This is a genomic window from Vibrio sp. 10N.261.55.A10 (assembly GCF_041470825.1).
GTDB lineage: Bacteria > Pseudomonadota > Gammaproteobacteria > Enterobacterales > Vibrionaceae > Vibrio > Vibrio crassostreae_C.
Genome location: NZ_JBFRNC010000035.1, coordinates 57,954 through 70,410, shown reverse-complemented (window position 1 = coordinate 70,410; position 12,457 = coordinate 57,954). Strand labels below are relative to the sequence as shown.

12 protein-coding genes are annotated in these 12,457 nt (G+C 44.0%); 4 read left to right on the top strand and 8 right to left on the bottom strand.

Annotated features, from left to right (window positions below):
- Positions 1 to 111: 111 nt before the first annotated feature.
- Positions 112 to 1,008: a LysR family transcriptional regulator gene (locus AB4274_RS12400; RefSeq protein WP_017068382.1), complete on the bottom strand. Its 897-nt coding sequence runs from the start codon at positions 1,006 to 1,008 to the stop codon at positions 112 to 114.
- 108 nt (positions 1,009 to 1,116) lie between these two features.
- Between AB4274_RS12400 and AB4274_RS12395 the strand changes: the two genes are divergently transcribed.
- The 3 genes from AB4274_RS12395 (at position 1,117) to AB4274_RS12385 (ending at position 3,193) form a co-directional block, all read left to right on the top strand.
- Positions 1,117 to 2,322: a multidrug effflux MFS transporter gene (locus tag AB4274_RS12395; protein WP_372074928.1), complete on the top strand. Its 1,206-nt coding sequence runs from the start codon at positions 1,117 to 1,119 to the stop codon at positions 2,320 to 2,322.
- A 100-nt stretch (positions 2,323 to 2,422) separates the two neighbouring features.
- Complete coding sequence (locus AB4274_RS12390) at positions 2,423 to 2,773, top strand: hypothetical protein (RefSeq protein ID WP_017057980.1); 351 nt, start codon at positions 2,423 to 2,425, stop codon at positions 2,771 to 2,773.
- Between the two features lie 285 nt (positions 2,774 to 3,058).
- Entirely contained in the window at positions 3,059 to 3,193 is a 135-nt protein-coding gene (locus AB4274_RS12385; protein WP_010431176.1) for a hypothetical protein, read from the top strand.
- Between the two features lie 153 nt (positions 3,194 to 3,346).
- Here the strand turns inward: AB4274_RS12385 and AB4274_RS12380 are convergent, their stop codons facing one another.
- The 3 genes from AB4274_RS12380 to AB4274_RS12370 form a co-directional block, all read right to left on the bottom strand.
- A complete protein-coding gene (locus AB4274_RS12380; protein WP_017062739.1) occupies positions 3,347 to 3,964 on the bottom strand; it encodes a glutaredoxin domain-containing protein in 618 nt (205 codons plus the stop codon).
- A gap of 68 nt (positions 3,965 to 4,032) precedes the next feature.
- Entirely contained in the window at positions 4,033 to 4,923 is an 891-nt protein-coding gene (locus AB4274_RS12375) for a DMT family transporter (protein ID WP_017062738.1), read from the bottom strand.
- Positions 4,924 to 5,078: 155 nt separating this feature from the next.
- Complete coding sequence (locus AB4274_RS12370; RefSeq protein WP_102321347.1) at positions 5,079 to 6,077, bottom strand: porin; 999 nt, start codon at positions 6,075 to 6,077, stop codon at positions 5,079 to 5,081.
- A 377-nt stretch (positions 6,078 to 6,454) separates the two neighbouring features.
- Here AB4274_RS12370 and AB4274_RS12365 point away from each other — a divergent pair, with 377 nt between their 5' ends.
- The gene (locus AB4274_RS12365) at positions 6,455 to 7,471 is read left to right on the top strand and encodes a succinylglutamate desuccinylase/aspartoacylase family protein (protein WP_017071615.1); all 1,017 of its coding nucleotides are present in this window, start codon (positions 6,455 to 6,457) and stop codon (positions 7,469 to 7,471) included.
- 314 nt (positions 7,472 to 7,785) lie between these two features.
- On the opposite strand, the gene AB4274_RS12360 is transcribed toward AB4274_RS12365, so the two are convergent.
- The 4 genes from AB4274_RS12360 to AB4274_RS12345 all read right to left on the bottom strand — a co-directional run bounded on the left by AB4274_RS12360 (position 7,786) and on the right by AB4274_RS12345 (position 12,439).
- On the bottom strand, positions 7,786 to 8,505 hold the full coding sequence (locus AB4274_RS12360; protein WP_372112154.1) for a DsbA family protein: 720 nt from the start codon (positions 8,503 to 8,505) through the stop codon (positions 7,786 to 7,788).
- Positions 8,506 to 8,632: 127 nt separating this feature from the next.
- On the bottom strand, positions 8,633 to 9,202 hold the full coding sequence (locus AB4274_RS12355) for a protein disulfide oxidoreductase (RefSeq protein WP_372112152.1): 570 nt from the start codon (positions 9,200 to 9,202) through the stop codon (positions 8,633 to 8,635).
- Positions 9,203 to 9,205: 3 nt separating this feature from the next.
- Positions 9,206 to 11,269 (bottom strand): protein-disulfide reductase DsbD family protein, encoded by a 2,064-nt coding sequence (locus AB4274_RS12350; protein ID WP_372112165.1) that lies wholly within the window; start codon positions 11,267 to 11,269, stop codon positions 9,206 to 9,208.
- Positions 11,270 to 12,190: 921 nt separating this feature from the next.
- The gene (locus AB4274_RS12345) at positions 12,191 to 12,439 is read right to left on the bottom strand and encodes a hypothetical protein (RefSeq protein WP_017062732.1); all 249 of its coding nucleotides are present in this window, start codon (positions 12,437 to 12,439) and stop codon (positions 12,191 to 12,193) included.
- Between the last annotated feature and the right edge of the window lie 18 nt (positions 12,440 to 12,457).

Sequence of the window (12,457 nt, the reverse complement as noted above, 5' to 3'; positions counted from 1 at the left end):
TGTAAGCGGTATACGTATTATCTTGTATATGTGCGAACTTGTATAATCTATATGCGTCAAGTTTATTATTGACCGTGTTGTATAACTTTTCAAATTAAAACGTGACTTATTTCACAGAGCTTGCGTGCTACGCTCTTTGTCTAGCCTGTCTTTCAGATGGTCCAAAAAGAGCTTGGTTCGCGTGTGCGAGTAATCAAGCTTAGGGTAGTACGCGTAAACCATCACTTCGTCGGCGGTAATATTTGGCAATACTGGAACTAATGTCCCTTGCTTTAGATCCTCTTTGATCATCGCTTTGATGGTTAACAGTACGCCCATTCCTCGCTTCGCAGCATGAAACAAAGCCTCTGGATTGGTGGTCGCAAAGTTACCGTTTAACGTTATTCGCTGCCCTTTGGTGAGTGCTACTTCACGGGTCGGACGCTCTCCCCAAATTAACGAATTGTGTTGCTCCAAATCTTGCTCGCAAGTGGGGTAGCCGTGTTTGGCAAGATAGCTTGGTGCTGCATAGAAGCTGGCTCTGTGTTCAAACAGCGGTGTTTTCTTGAAGCTTAATGAGTTGAGTTGTTCTAGTTCACGACTGATTACCAAGTCCAAGCCAAGCTCGGGTAATTGACCGGGCGTAGTGGTGATGAGTTGTACCTTAATATCAGGGTACTTTTCTAAGAAGTCGTCCATGTATTGCACCAGAAACTTAGAGCCAACCGCAATCGTAGCGCCAATCTTTAATAGGCCTGCTGGGGTTTGGTTAACCGAGCGAGTCTCATCAATAATGGACTGCCAATTGTCGAGCTGATCCTTGGCTCGCAGGTAAAAGAGCGCACCTGCTTCGGTTTGGCTAATTGATCGCGTGGTGCGCTTTAACAGTTGGGTGCCGATGCGCTCTTCTAGCCAGTTCACTCTTTTGCTGATCGCCGAGCTGGTGGTGTTAAGTTTTCGAGCAGCACCATTGAAGCTACCTTCTTCCACTACTCTGACATAGCTTTTTACGTTAAGAATCCAATCCATATTATTTCCTGTTGGGACTTAATAAAATTCCAATTTAGCTAATTATCAATTATTGGTTTTGAATGTAAACTCATCTAATGAACAAATATCAAACGAATAGGGAATTTTTTGAGCCAATCGACCTTTAAAAAAACACCGTTACTCTTAGCAATGATGATTATTGCTACGGGGCAGGTGGGTGTGAGCATCTACTTGCCAGCATTACCGTTAATTGCTTCTGATTTAAGTGCTACTCAAGTAGATGTACAGCTTCTCGTCACGCTGTTTCTGGTGGGTTTTGGCTTGTCTCAGCTATTTTACGGACCGATGTCCGATGCGGTGGGAAGAAGACCTATCTTCTTGTTAGGTCAGGGTGTTTATTTGATTGGTACAGTCGTTTGTGTTGTGTTTTCTGACAATATGACGGCGCTAGAAGTTGGTCGCTTGCTGCAAGGTTTAGGGGCGGGCAGTGCCTCGGTTCTTGGGCGAAGTGTGCTTCGTGACAGCTATGATGGTTCACAGCTTACCAAAGCGTTGTCTTATATCTCGATCACCGCGTCGATTATGCCGATCATCGCGCCTGTATTTGGTGGCTGGATTTCATTCCACCTTGGTTGGCAGGCTGTGTTCCTGTTCGTTCTATTGTATTTACTGGCGATATTCACACTGGGTTACTTCGTGTTGCATGAAACTCTGCCATATGGGAAGAGCCGTTTTGAAGTCAGCCAAGTGGTAAAGAACTACGGACGCTTGTTAACGAATCGCCAAGTGATAAGCAGCGCCAGTTATAACTGGATGAGTTATATGGCGAGTTTGGTATCGTTATCTTTATTCCCATTCTTAATGCAAGAGCAATTGGGGCTGACCGCCGCTGAGTATGGTTCATTGATGATTGTCCCTTCGGCAGGCTTACTGATAGGTAGCGTCGCTTTAAACTTACTCAATCGTAGGTTTAGTACGCCCCAACTGATGAGCCTAGCTATTTTGATTATCTTGGCATCGGGAACTTGGCTTCTTACTCATGAGTTATCCATCTTTAACTTAGTTTGGGCGTTTACTTGGTTGGCGATAGCACAAGGCATCTCGTTCCCATTATCAATCAGCATGTTATTAGAACCTCATAAGAAACAAGCGGGAGCAGTGTCGGCATTGTCTGGTTCAATTCAGATGTGTTTAGCGGGTTTATTGGGTGGGTATCTTGTAGAGAGTTGGGTCACGACTCATCTTCAATTAGGCGTGTTCTACCTCATTATTGGTGCAGCCATGGGCGGAGTGCTTTGGTCTTCAACCAAAATGAACAAGAAAGGCGATACTGTTGAAGTGGAATATAGCTAAATGCCAAATTCACTATCGTTTAACGCACCATCGTTAATACGTTGTATTTGTGCTGATGGTTTTCTACAATGCTTCGGTCCATTGAATAGGTAAAAACAAAATGCAGCAAAATGAATTTGAAGTACTGGTAAAAGCTATCTGCGCACTAGATGGCCTGCCTCAAGCGCTTGAGCTATTGAAATCCAATGAGGATACAGAAGTCGCTGAGGCTGCTGCATCACTGACTGGTCAATTTGCACTTGCTGAAGTGGAAGGCGAAAAGCGTATTTACCACGTGACGCTTCAAGAAAATGAACAAGGCGAAGAGCAAGAGTACATCGAACATGTTATGAATGAAGGCGATGACTTAATTAAATTTGCAGCTTGGTTCTTTGAAACGATGTTTGAATTGAAGCAAAAAGACACATACCAAATTGCCGGTAAAACTTACAGACAGCCAAAGCGCAGCTAGGTTTCTCAGTAAAGCATTTTAGAAAGCAGCTCTATTGAGCTGCTTTTTTTATCAGTGTCTAAATCAATGTCTTGGGTTGTTATTAGGAATGGAGCATTAAGCTCAAACCAGATTTTAGGTTAACTCATTGATATACAAAAACAATGCTGATTAGCACAGAGACAAAATTAGGCTAATTGCAAATGAATGCTTAATATTGCATTAAAGTGTGATTTAGATCTTGTTTTTGGGCGTTTTAAGTGTAGAATCCGCGCTAAAGAAAGTTGATTATGTGCGGAGATAAGCATGAATTACGAACTAGGCCACGCATACCTTGGTCAAATGGCAGCAAAAAACATGATGCACGAAGCATTGTACGGCACTTCAAAGCCAAAGAAACCATCGTTCTTTAAGCGAATGATGAAGAAAATGGCTAAATAAGCATTTTCAAAAACGGAATTTTAAAAGGCCTTAAACTCGATGAAGTTTAAGGCCTTTTTCGTTTTAGCGATTGGTGAAAGTTATCGCTTTGTTTTGTTGTGGATGGACACAAAAAATACCAATTAAGCTTCTGACTAATGGCTTTTAATGAACTCAGCCAGCAGATTGATTGGATAAGTCGACCACATTATTAGGGATGCTATCTAAGCCATTCTCTTTCATCCACGCTTCTAAGTTATCGGCACCACCGATGTACTTACCATCAAGCCAGATCTGCGGGACGGTGACCGGTGTTTTCTCACCAATGTGTGCTTTTACCTCTGGAATCATACGGTACAAAGCGGCGCTATCTTTTACGACATCGTGGTATTGGTATTCAACACCCGCTTCATCCAGCATTTTCTTCGCTTTAACACAGAATGGGCAGGTCGCCTTACCATAAACGATGTTGCCTTTTAGGCTGTCTCGTTTGGTCCACTCTTTGATCACCGATTGGATTAACACACCGCGATTCAGCGCTTCACCTTGGCTGACCACTTTGCCTTCAACAACAAGGATTGGGGCGTGCCAAGAGCCAAGTTTTAGCGGCTCCCACCAGTGAGACAACCAATCTTTCACTTCCAATTCGACATCGACATCGGCCAATTCATTCTCAAAAGTATCCTTCAGAATGTCTTTGGTAAGGGTACATTCCCCACATGGGATATTAACTTTAAATGGACCCCAGCTGCCTGCCCAACGGTATAGTGTAATCTTGACTGGTTTCTTCATGGTTACGGCCTCGTTTGAATTCTCTTATCCATATAGAACGGACAGTCGAACTATTTATTTCACCAACCTTAAACTTTCTTCACTTTCGAAGGTTTTTTGGTTTCCCAGTGCGTTATAAATGCAACTGACGCAATAATAATAGCAGCACCTAGCCATAAACGACCCGGTGGAACCCAACTAAACACAATCCAACCTGCTAAAACATTTAGCGGTAATTTGGCGTGGTCAAAAGGTTGCACAAACGAAGCATCAGCGACCGAGTAGGCTTTTACAATCGCCCATTGAGCGAGTGCCGTCATAACACCGATAACAATCAAGATAGCCCAAATTGTACCGCCGCTTGGCGTCTGCCAATCTGGCGCGGCAAGCAGGATGTTAAATGGTGTGATTAATAGCAGCAGGTAAACCACCATGGTTGAAGGGCTGTCTTGTGAAGAGAGCTTTTTCACCATCAGTGAGTAGCATGCCCAGAAGAAAGCGGCACCGACTGGTAATAACGTTGCCCAGTTAAAATCTTCAGCCCACGGCTCTAGAATCACCATCGCACCCACGAAGCCTGCTAAGGTCGCGCCCCAGCGAGCAGCCCCAACTTTCTCTTTTAAGAAAAGCCCTGAACCAATGGTTGCAAACAATGGCGATGTCATGAGAAGGGCAATGCCTTGCCAAATTGGTACTGGGTAAGCCAGTGCCCATATCCAAAGTTGAATACCAATAACAGACAAGAAGACACGGAATACGTGCAATTTGAGGTTGTCGGTTTTTAGCGCGCGGCGAATACCCAGCGTTTTCAGATAAGGAAGAATAGCGAATAACGCGATGGCGTATTGAATGACGGCAACGGTGGTAGAAGTAAGTCCGAAATGAATGCTAGCAATTTGAGTTAGGCTGTTAATAACGGCAAAGGCTAGGCCTGCGGTTAGCATCCAGCTAGCGCCTTGGATCGGATGGTGTTGTGACATGATGCTTCTAATTATTTGATGTGGTTCACCTATGATACGGATTTAGCACCACTTAACCAGAAAAAGCATTGATGAAGTCAGTCAGAATATTTGAATATGAAAAAAGGTTGAGCCATTGCCCAACCTTTTTAGTCTGTATCTAAAGTCGATTTAGATTAGAAGTCGTAACGTACACCTAGGCGAAGAGAGTCTTCACTTTGTGTTTCTAAACCTGCAACTTTTACGTCGTCTAGATTGTTTAATTGGTAAGCAACGTATGTACGGATAGATTTGTTGAACTTGTAAGTACCAGTCAGCTCAAAGAAGTCAGCTGTGTCTACAGTTAAGTTCTGTGTCGCGTCTTTTTCTTGTTTTTGGTACAAACCTGCCAGTTCAAATTGGTCTGTTAGCTTGTATTTAGCAGCAACTTCCACACCAGAGAACTCAGTTTTTGCTTTGTCGTCTAGGTCACCCATTGTGTAGGTTGCACCTAGGTATAAAGCATCCATTTTGTAGTTAATACCAGCAATCAATGCTGTAGCTGAACCATTACCAGTACCGTTGTCGTTACCTGAGTAACCAAGACCGAAACCTAAGCCCATCGGTAGTGTGTAAATGCCAGAGATACCGTAACCGTCAGTATCTTTGTCTTCACCAGCAATCAAACTTGCTTTAAGAGAAAGTGCGTCTGCGTCGTAAGCGTATACAAACGTGTTATTGATTTGCTCGTCACCTGCATTGATGAATGCTTTTTGGTCACCAGAGTAGATAGTAACATCCGACATTTCTGAGATTTGAGCTGCAGCTGTATCTTGACGACCTACTGATACTGCGCCGAAGTTACCTTCAAAACCTGCATACATGTAACGTTGCTTAAAGTTTTCAGTCTTACTGTTATCAGCAGAAGATTTCACGCTTTGTTCTGCTTCGTAGAAACCAAAACCAGATAGGTCGCTAGTGATTTCTGTAGTACCACCCACATTCAAACGAACACGGCTTTTGTTTTTCATCGTACCGTCGATTTCAGCACCACCTGAACCAATGAAATCACCACGGAATTCCGCACGACCGCCAATTTTAAGTTCTGTGCCATCAGAGCTGTAAACTGTTGCTGCTAGAGATGAACCTGAAACTAGTGCCGCTACCACTGCAGAAGCTAGAACTGCCTTTTTCATAATCACTTACCTTGTATTTTAAAATCCGTGAGCAATGTGCTCTCCGTTTCGATATGAAGCTAATTTAGAGCAGATAAATTAAGCTTTCATTTCCATAAAATTACATTTTCGTGAATGGGGGAACTTTTTTAAGTGTTGATTTTGTTGCACTTTTATTTCATGCGACTGAGTGTTCTATGAATAGTTATACAAGTTGCGTGTATTTCAAAGGTCACATTGGCAAGTTTTACCTTGCAATCACGTATGTCGATGGTGGTGAATTTTGGCTGCGCTGAGAGCTTGTTAATCTGATTAACTGCTTGTACTGGTAAGGATATCCTCTATGATGCAAAAACTTAGAAGAGAATAGATTCTGCTCAACAATATGGAGACGTTGGATGAAAACAGAGTACTTAGGCGATGTTTTACAAGGTAGGCAGGTTATTGGCTCCTTGAATGTTGAAGACCTACCCGTTGGAGAGCACCAGTTTTGGTTTCAAGTCACCAGTGATGGGCTAGGGCAACCTAAGAACATGCCGGTTTCTGTTTTCAAAGGCAGTCAAGAAGGTCCTAGTTTGATGATCACCGCCGGTATTCACGGTGATGAGCTAAACGGAGTGTTGGCTGCACAGCAAATTATCAGGGACTTAGTCGGTAAAACGCTCAAAGGCACGGTAACGATTGTACCTACTGTGAATCTGTCTGGCTTGCTGAACCATAGCCGTGATTTCATCTCTTCGGATCCGGGTTCTTGCCCTGCTAATCTTAATCGACTCTTTCCGGGTGACGCGAATGGCTTGGCTGCGGAGCGCTTTGTTGCGTCTTTGTGGGAGCGTTTGCTTAAGCATAATGCCACCTTCGCCGTTGACCTCCACACTCAAACTCGTGGCGCAGTTTATCCACTTTATGTGTTTGCTGATTACCGCATAGAACAATGTTTGGAGATGGCGAGGCTGATGCAGCCCGATTGTGTTCTGAATGACCCTGGTGACCCAGGTATTTTGGAAACGGTTTGGAATCGAAGTGGAATTCCGAGCATCACGGTGGAAGTTGGGATGGGGAAATTTACTCAGCCTGACATGATTCAACGAGCGGTAGACGGTGTTTTTAACATGCTGTCTTATTATGAAATGTTCGAGGTTGAAATAAATCATCCCGAGAAAATGCAGCTGCCGAGTATGGATTGGATAGAGGGTAATGATGTGGTTTCTATCCGCGCTGATATTGGTGGTTTCGTATTGCCGCAGGTTGAGCTTCTGCAGAGCGTAGAACAAGATGATCTGTTGGCTATTCAATATGACGCTTTTGGTAATGAGTGTCGCCGTTATCACGCGCCGTCTGCCGGACGTGTCCTTAGCTATAACGTGGATGCGTTAAGGGAGCCGGGTGCGCTTGTTTGTCGTTTGCTAAGTTAAGGCTCAGTCGGTTTGACGTTTCCGTGTTAATGCACTGTGTTGTTATCTAAAACACGTAAAAAAAGACCGAGCTAGGCTCGGTCAAAGGACAGTTGTCTAGAGTAAGCACGTCTTGGACTCATCGACAGAACTGCTTTTAGAGTAGCGAGGCTAGATTAAGAATCCATTGCAAGATAGTGACACTTCGACTGCTTTTCTGTTTCAAAAATAATATTGAAAACATTACCTTAAGCTCATCAAAAGCCGACTGTGAGTTACGCAGGTCGGCTTTTTATTCACTTCTCTTTCGAATTTTTATCTCTATCTACAGTCGATTAAAAAGCGTCGTCCACGATCTCTTTTAATCGGTCATAAGGCACATATCCTGGTAAAACATTTCCGTTCATCATCATGGTTGGAGTGCCCGTTAAGCCGAGTGCACTGAACGTTTGATGGTTAGTGGTTAGAACCTGGTTTTGTTCTTGAGTTGTTTTTAGTTCCGCCTCTGTTCCCGTCTTCTTGGCAACGGCTTCTAGTGAGCTTTTCGAGTGAATACCGCTTTTCGCCATCAGCAATCTATCAACTTCAGGGAATGCTTCTGGGTTATCTTTCCATACTTTCATCGCGTATAGCGCTGCGTTGGTGTTTAGACCCGAAACTTGTTGCTGCTTAAATGATAGGTAGACATTGATGACCTTAATGTCGCTATTTTCAGAGGTGAGTTGAGTTAACCCTTTTTCTAAGCGCTTACAGAAAGGACAGTTGTAGTCGGTAAAATTAACGATGACCGATTTGCCATCTGGATTGCCAAGGATCGGGTGAGCGTCATTGTTGTATAACCAATCATGGCTTTCCGCTTGGGCTTTCTTCGCTTGCTCTTGACCTGCTACGTACTGCTCTAAACTGGTATGCAATCCAGAGATCGTCGATGGGTTTTCCTTCAGGAATTGATTAATTTCTTCAAGTTGTTGAGTTTGTTCTTTGTTTAATTCTGCGAAGGCATTAGTACTAATTAGTGAGCCTAAAATCAGTGCGCTTATCAGATGCTTTTTCATATTGTCTTTTCTCTAATTCGTGATAATCGTGAGCGCTTATTAGGTTGTGCTCACATTAATCTTGTTTGTTAAACTGGCTGAGTCGGTTTATTCACTTAGCTTTGCTCTGTTTTTCTTTGTGAGCGAGTTAGGCAAAGTAGGTTCTTAACCACAGCCCTATAGGAGAAGTAACGCCTGTTGCGATACTGCTTATCTTTCCGTCTTTGATGATGACGATGCTTGGAGTGACATTAACGCCCCAACTTCTGCTGATTGCTCCAGAAAGATCATTGATAACAGGGAAGTCATACTCTTTTGCATCCAAGTAGCGCTGGACACGTTCGTCTGGACCAGACGATAGAGCGACCGAAACCACCTGATGGGAATCGCTGAAGCTATTGACGGTTGGGCTTACAAATTTGCAGGCACCACACCAAGTCGCCCAAAAATAGACAATGACTGGCTTACCATTTTTACTTAGCTCGATAACATCAATATCTTCGCCTTGGATCGATTGACCCACAATTGGAATCGCATCGCCTTGAGGCATACTTCTGCTGTGATAAAAGTCCATGGCAAATGAAACCACGCCAACGATCAATATCATTGAAACCAGTTCCTTTCCCCACTTCTTAAGACGACTTGGCTTTTTGGCCTCACCCTTTACAGCGTTGTCTTCAGTCGTGCTAGATTTATCTTCATTGTTGGGAGTCTTCATCAGTTATCTCGCAGCGTCGATGGCTTGAACAACAGTGTCACTGTTGAGAATGACAGGCAGTGGAATACCGCTTTTATAGCTCGGGCCGTAGACGATATTAAATGGCACACCAAATCGCCCATTACTTTGTAAGTATTGAGTGACACTTTCACTTGGTGTTGTCCAATCACCTTTCATCAAAACAATGTCTTCTTGCTGTAGGTGACTGTAGACAGGGTCTTGAAGGATGACGCCGATCTTGTTGGCTTTACAAGTGATACACCAATCAGCAGTCACATCAACAAACACCGTTTTGCCTTCATCAACGAGCTGAGGGATTTGCTTCGCATCCAGCTTTTGCCAAGCGAGATCGTCAACAATCGGTGTCGCCCAGTTATCAGCGGTGACACTACCGACGATCAATGCAGCACCAAACACCAAGGTTGTGGTTGCGACGATAGGAATAAGTACCTTGCGGCCCAACTTACGGCCAATCCAAATCAATACTGTAATCACGATAAACAGTGACAACAGGATCGTCGGGAATTTACCAATAAATGGGCTCATTAGGCTTGCTAACCATAGACTGGTAATGAACATCATTAAGCCAAATACCAGCTTAACTCTGAACATCCATGCCCCAGGTTTTGGAAGCAGTTTTGTAAGACTCGGGAACAGCGCGAAAATCAACCAAGGTGCACTCATACCGATGCCGAGTGCGATAAAGATAGCCCACAACTCTTGGTAGCTTGCCCCAAGTGCATAAGCAACTGCGGTTCCTAAGAACGGAGCACTACACGGCGTTGCCAACAGCGTCGCAAACATGCCTTGAATAAAGTGGCCTGAATGTGAGTCATCGCCTTTGGTTGCCATCCAAGTGTTTAAACCTGATGGTAGTCTGAATTCAAATAATCCAAGTAGATTAATCGAGAACAGCAAAGTGATGATCAGCATGAACCCGATGAACCAAACATTTTGGAACTGGATTCCCCAACCAATCGCATTACCACCCATTTTTAGAGCGGTCATACCTAGGGCTAACAGCGCAAATGATGTAATGACACCTGAAGCAGAAGCTAAGAATGAGAGTCGAATATGACGATTAGATGCACCTTGGTTTTGAATGATGCTGTTTAATTTCATTCCTAAGACTGGCAACACACATGGCATGATGTTGAGGATCAAACCACCAATTAAAGCGAAGCCTATCATCGCCAAAAAGCCGTTGTTGCTTGTTTGGTAAGCGATCGGTTCTGAGCCAACTTTGGCCGTCATCTCTTCGGCGAAATTAGTGTCTGAAACGGTGACACTCACGTTACGGTCCGTTAAGTCGACTTCACCTATCCAGTTGCTCACATCAAATACGGCCGTCATTGTATTGTCTGTGATGTGGACGCTTGGTTGAGAGAAGAAGTCATCAATCACTTCTTGCCCGTCAATCAACACCATCGGCTTATCCCAGCCATTTTTACTTGTCAGCTGAGTAACCAGTTGCTGCTTGCTCTTGTCCCAAAATAGACCATTGACTGAAGTGCGATTAGCTTCTCGTGGAGATTGGCTCATGCCTTGGTTGAACAAGAACATCGCTTCTTCATCGAGCGCTAAAGTTTGTGGGTCAATCGGCAGTTCGATATCGTAATCGGTTAACACACAGATATTGGTACACGACGGAAAGGTAAACGATGCCCTGAATATCGCAGGCTTCGTGTTGTCTTTCAGGGATAAAGTGACAGGAAAGCTGACATGTTTTTTGTAGCCTAACGTCATGACGTCAAGCTGCTCGTAGTATTTAGGTATCGGCCAGTGCCACTCTACTGACTCAATGTTTGTTGAACCAGACCAGTCCCAGCTTGGCGGAATGCCACCTTCGCCTGGGCTGCGCCAATAGGTTTTCCAGTCGCCGTCGAGCACGACATCGAGCACGGTTTGGATCTTAGAGCCGTCATCCGACTGTTCACCCGTCGACATCATTCGCATTTTAACAGGCGGATGCTCAGGCACACTAAGCCAGCCCGTTGTCTGTGCCAAGGCGGTAAATGACGTCATAACCAAAAGGGCAGTGACTAAGGTTTTCGCGCATGTACGCATAGAGAATGCCAATGAATCGACAAACTTAGTTAGTAGTGTGTTGTACACAAATGTATCTCCAAAAAATAAATAAAAGGGTGTAGTAGCCCGGTTATTTACTCTCTAAATATACAGTGCTTTAGATGCAATCGGTGTTTTGTCGGTCGAGTAGAGCGATGATTGTCTCTAGATAATCTCGAGATGTGAGGAGGTAAGTTAAACGCAACAGCAATAATAAGTACGAATGGGATCAGCCAGCCGGTTTTTGGGGCGGCAAAGGTCAGCATTTTCGAACTTAGGCTGCATGAATTTGAATTGGGGGACGTTAACATTTTTGAGGCTTCTAAGCCGAAAACGCTGGCGTATAGAGCAGCCATTTTTTCTGAAGAAGCGATGTTGGTTTGGGGATTACTGGTTTCTGTATGAGTTTGTGTGCCAACTAGGACTGATTGGCCATTAGCGGATGCAGATAACGATACTTTCTTGACGGCCAGAGTGCTCGCCAGACAAGTTACGATAACCAGTCCGGTAAGGAAGAGCGCCCAAAGCGAATGCTTTTGTCGGCGGTTCTGTGTGGATAAGAAAAGTAGCGATGTGTTCAGCAAATTAGTCAGTAATCAAATCTGTTAGTCGTTAAAGCAAGCTCATTGAATTGTGGTTAGCTTAGATAAGTTCTCTTCGTGCCACAAGTCATAAAATGGTTAAAGTGAAACTATGTATAAATGCGGGAAACGGCAGATACACGATAAAAGACGCATAAACACCAATTCACGCGAATACGACATTGAGCTGTAGCTAAAGTTCACAACAACTGAAAGTTATCGCTAATTATTCTGTATTGAGTGGTTTATTAACTATCAGGACGGGACATGCGATACAAAAAAGCCCAACAGATCGTCAGTGAACGTGTTGGGCTTTAATCATTGGTGCTATTGGAAAGGCTTAGTGAGTGCGGCGAGGGCCGTTACGTACCAAGTCTTTACCGTTATCAAACACCTCTTTGGTGATCCAGCGAGCAAGCAGAACTTTATGGCTGCTATTGAATACAGCAACGAAGTGACGACCATCTGAATTATTGGTTGCCATGCCTACACCTTCAACGCCTTCAAGGCCTAAACCGCCAGCTTCCACTGAAATTAGGAATTGCTCTAGTTCTTCTAGAGACTCAATAATATCAAGTTCGTTGTTCATTTTTATGCTCTCTTGCTG

Bases quoted from the DNA above. Each gene is read 5' to 3' on its own strand.
- AB4274_RS12365 (WP_017071615.1), top strand. From the start codon at position 6,455: ATGAAAACAGAGTACTTAGGCGATGTTTTACAAGGTAGGCAGGTTATT.
- AB4274_RS12375 (WP_017062738.1), bottom strand. From the start codon at position 4,923: ATGTCACAACACCATCCGATCCAAGGCGCTAGCTGGATGCTAACCGCA.
- AB4274_RS12345 (WP_017062732.1), bottom strand. From the start codon at position 12,439: ATGAACAACGAACTTGATATTATTGAGTCTCTAGAAGAACTAGAGCAA.
- AB4274_RS12370 (WP_102321347.1), bottom strand. From the start codon at position 6,077: ATGAAAAAGGCAGTTCTAGCTTCTGCAGTGGTAGCGGCACTAGTTTCA.
- AB4274_RS12350 (WP_372112165.1), bottom strand. From the start codon at position 11,269: ATGCGTACATGCGCGAAAACCTTAGTCACTGCCCTTTTGGTTATGACG.
- AB4274_RS12380 (WP_017062739.1), bottom strand. From the start codon at position 3,964: ATGAAGAAACCAGTCAAGATTACACTATACCGTTGGGCAGGCAGCTGG.
- AB4274_RS12360 (WP_372112154.1), bottom strand. From the start codon at position 8,505: ATGAAAAAGCATCTGATAAGCGCACTGATTTTAGGCTCACTAATTAGT.
- AB4274_RS12400 (WP_017068382.1), bottom strand. From the start codon at position 1,008: ATGGATTGGATTCTTAACGTAAAAAGCTATGTCAGAGTAGTGGAAGAA.
- AB4274_RS12385 (WP_010431176.1), top strand. From the start codon at position 3,059: ATGAATTACGAACTAGGCCACGCATACCTTGGTCAAATGGCAGCAAAA.
- AB4274_RS12355 (WP_372112152.1), bottom strand. From the start codon at position 9,202: ATGAAGACTCCCAACAATGAAGATAAATCTAGCACGACTGAAGACAAC.
- AB4274_RS12390 (WP_017057980.1), top strand. From the start codon at position 2,423: ATGCAGCAAAATGAATTTGAAGTACTGGTAAAAGCTATCTGCGCACTA.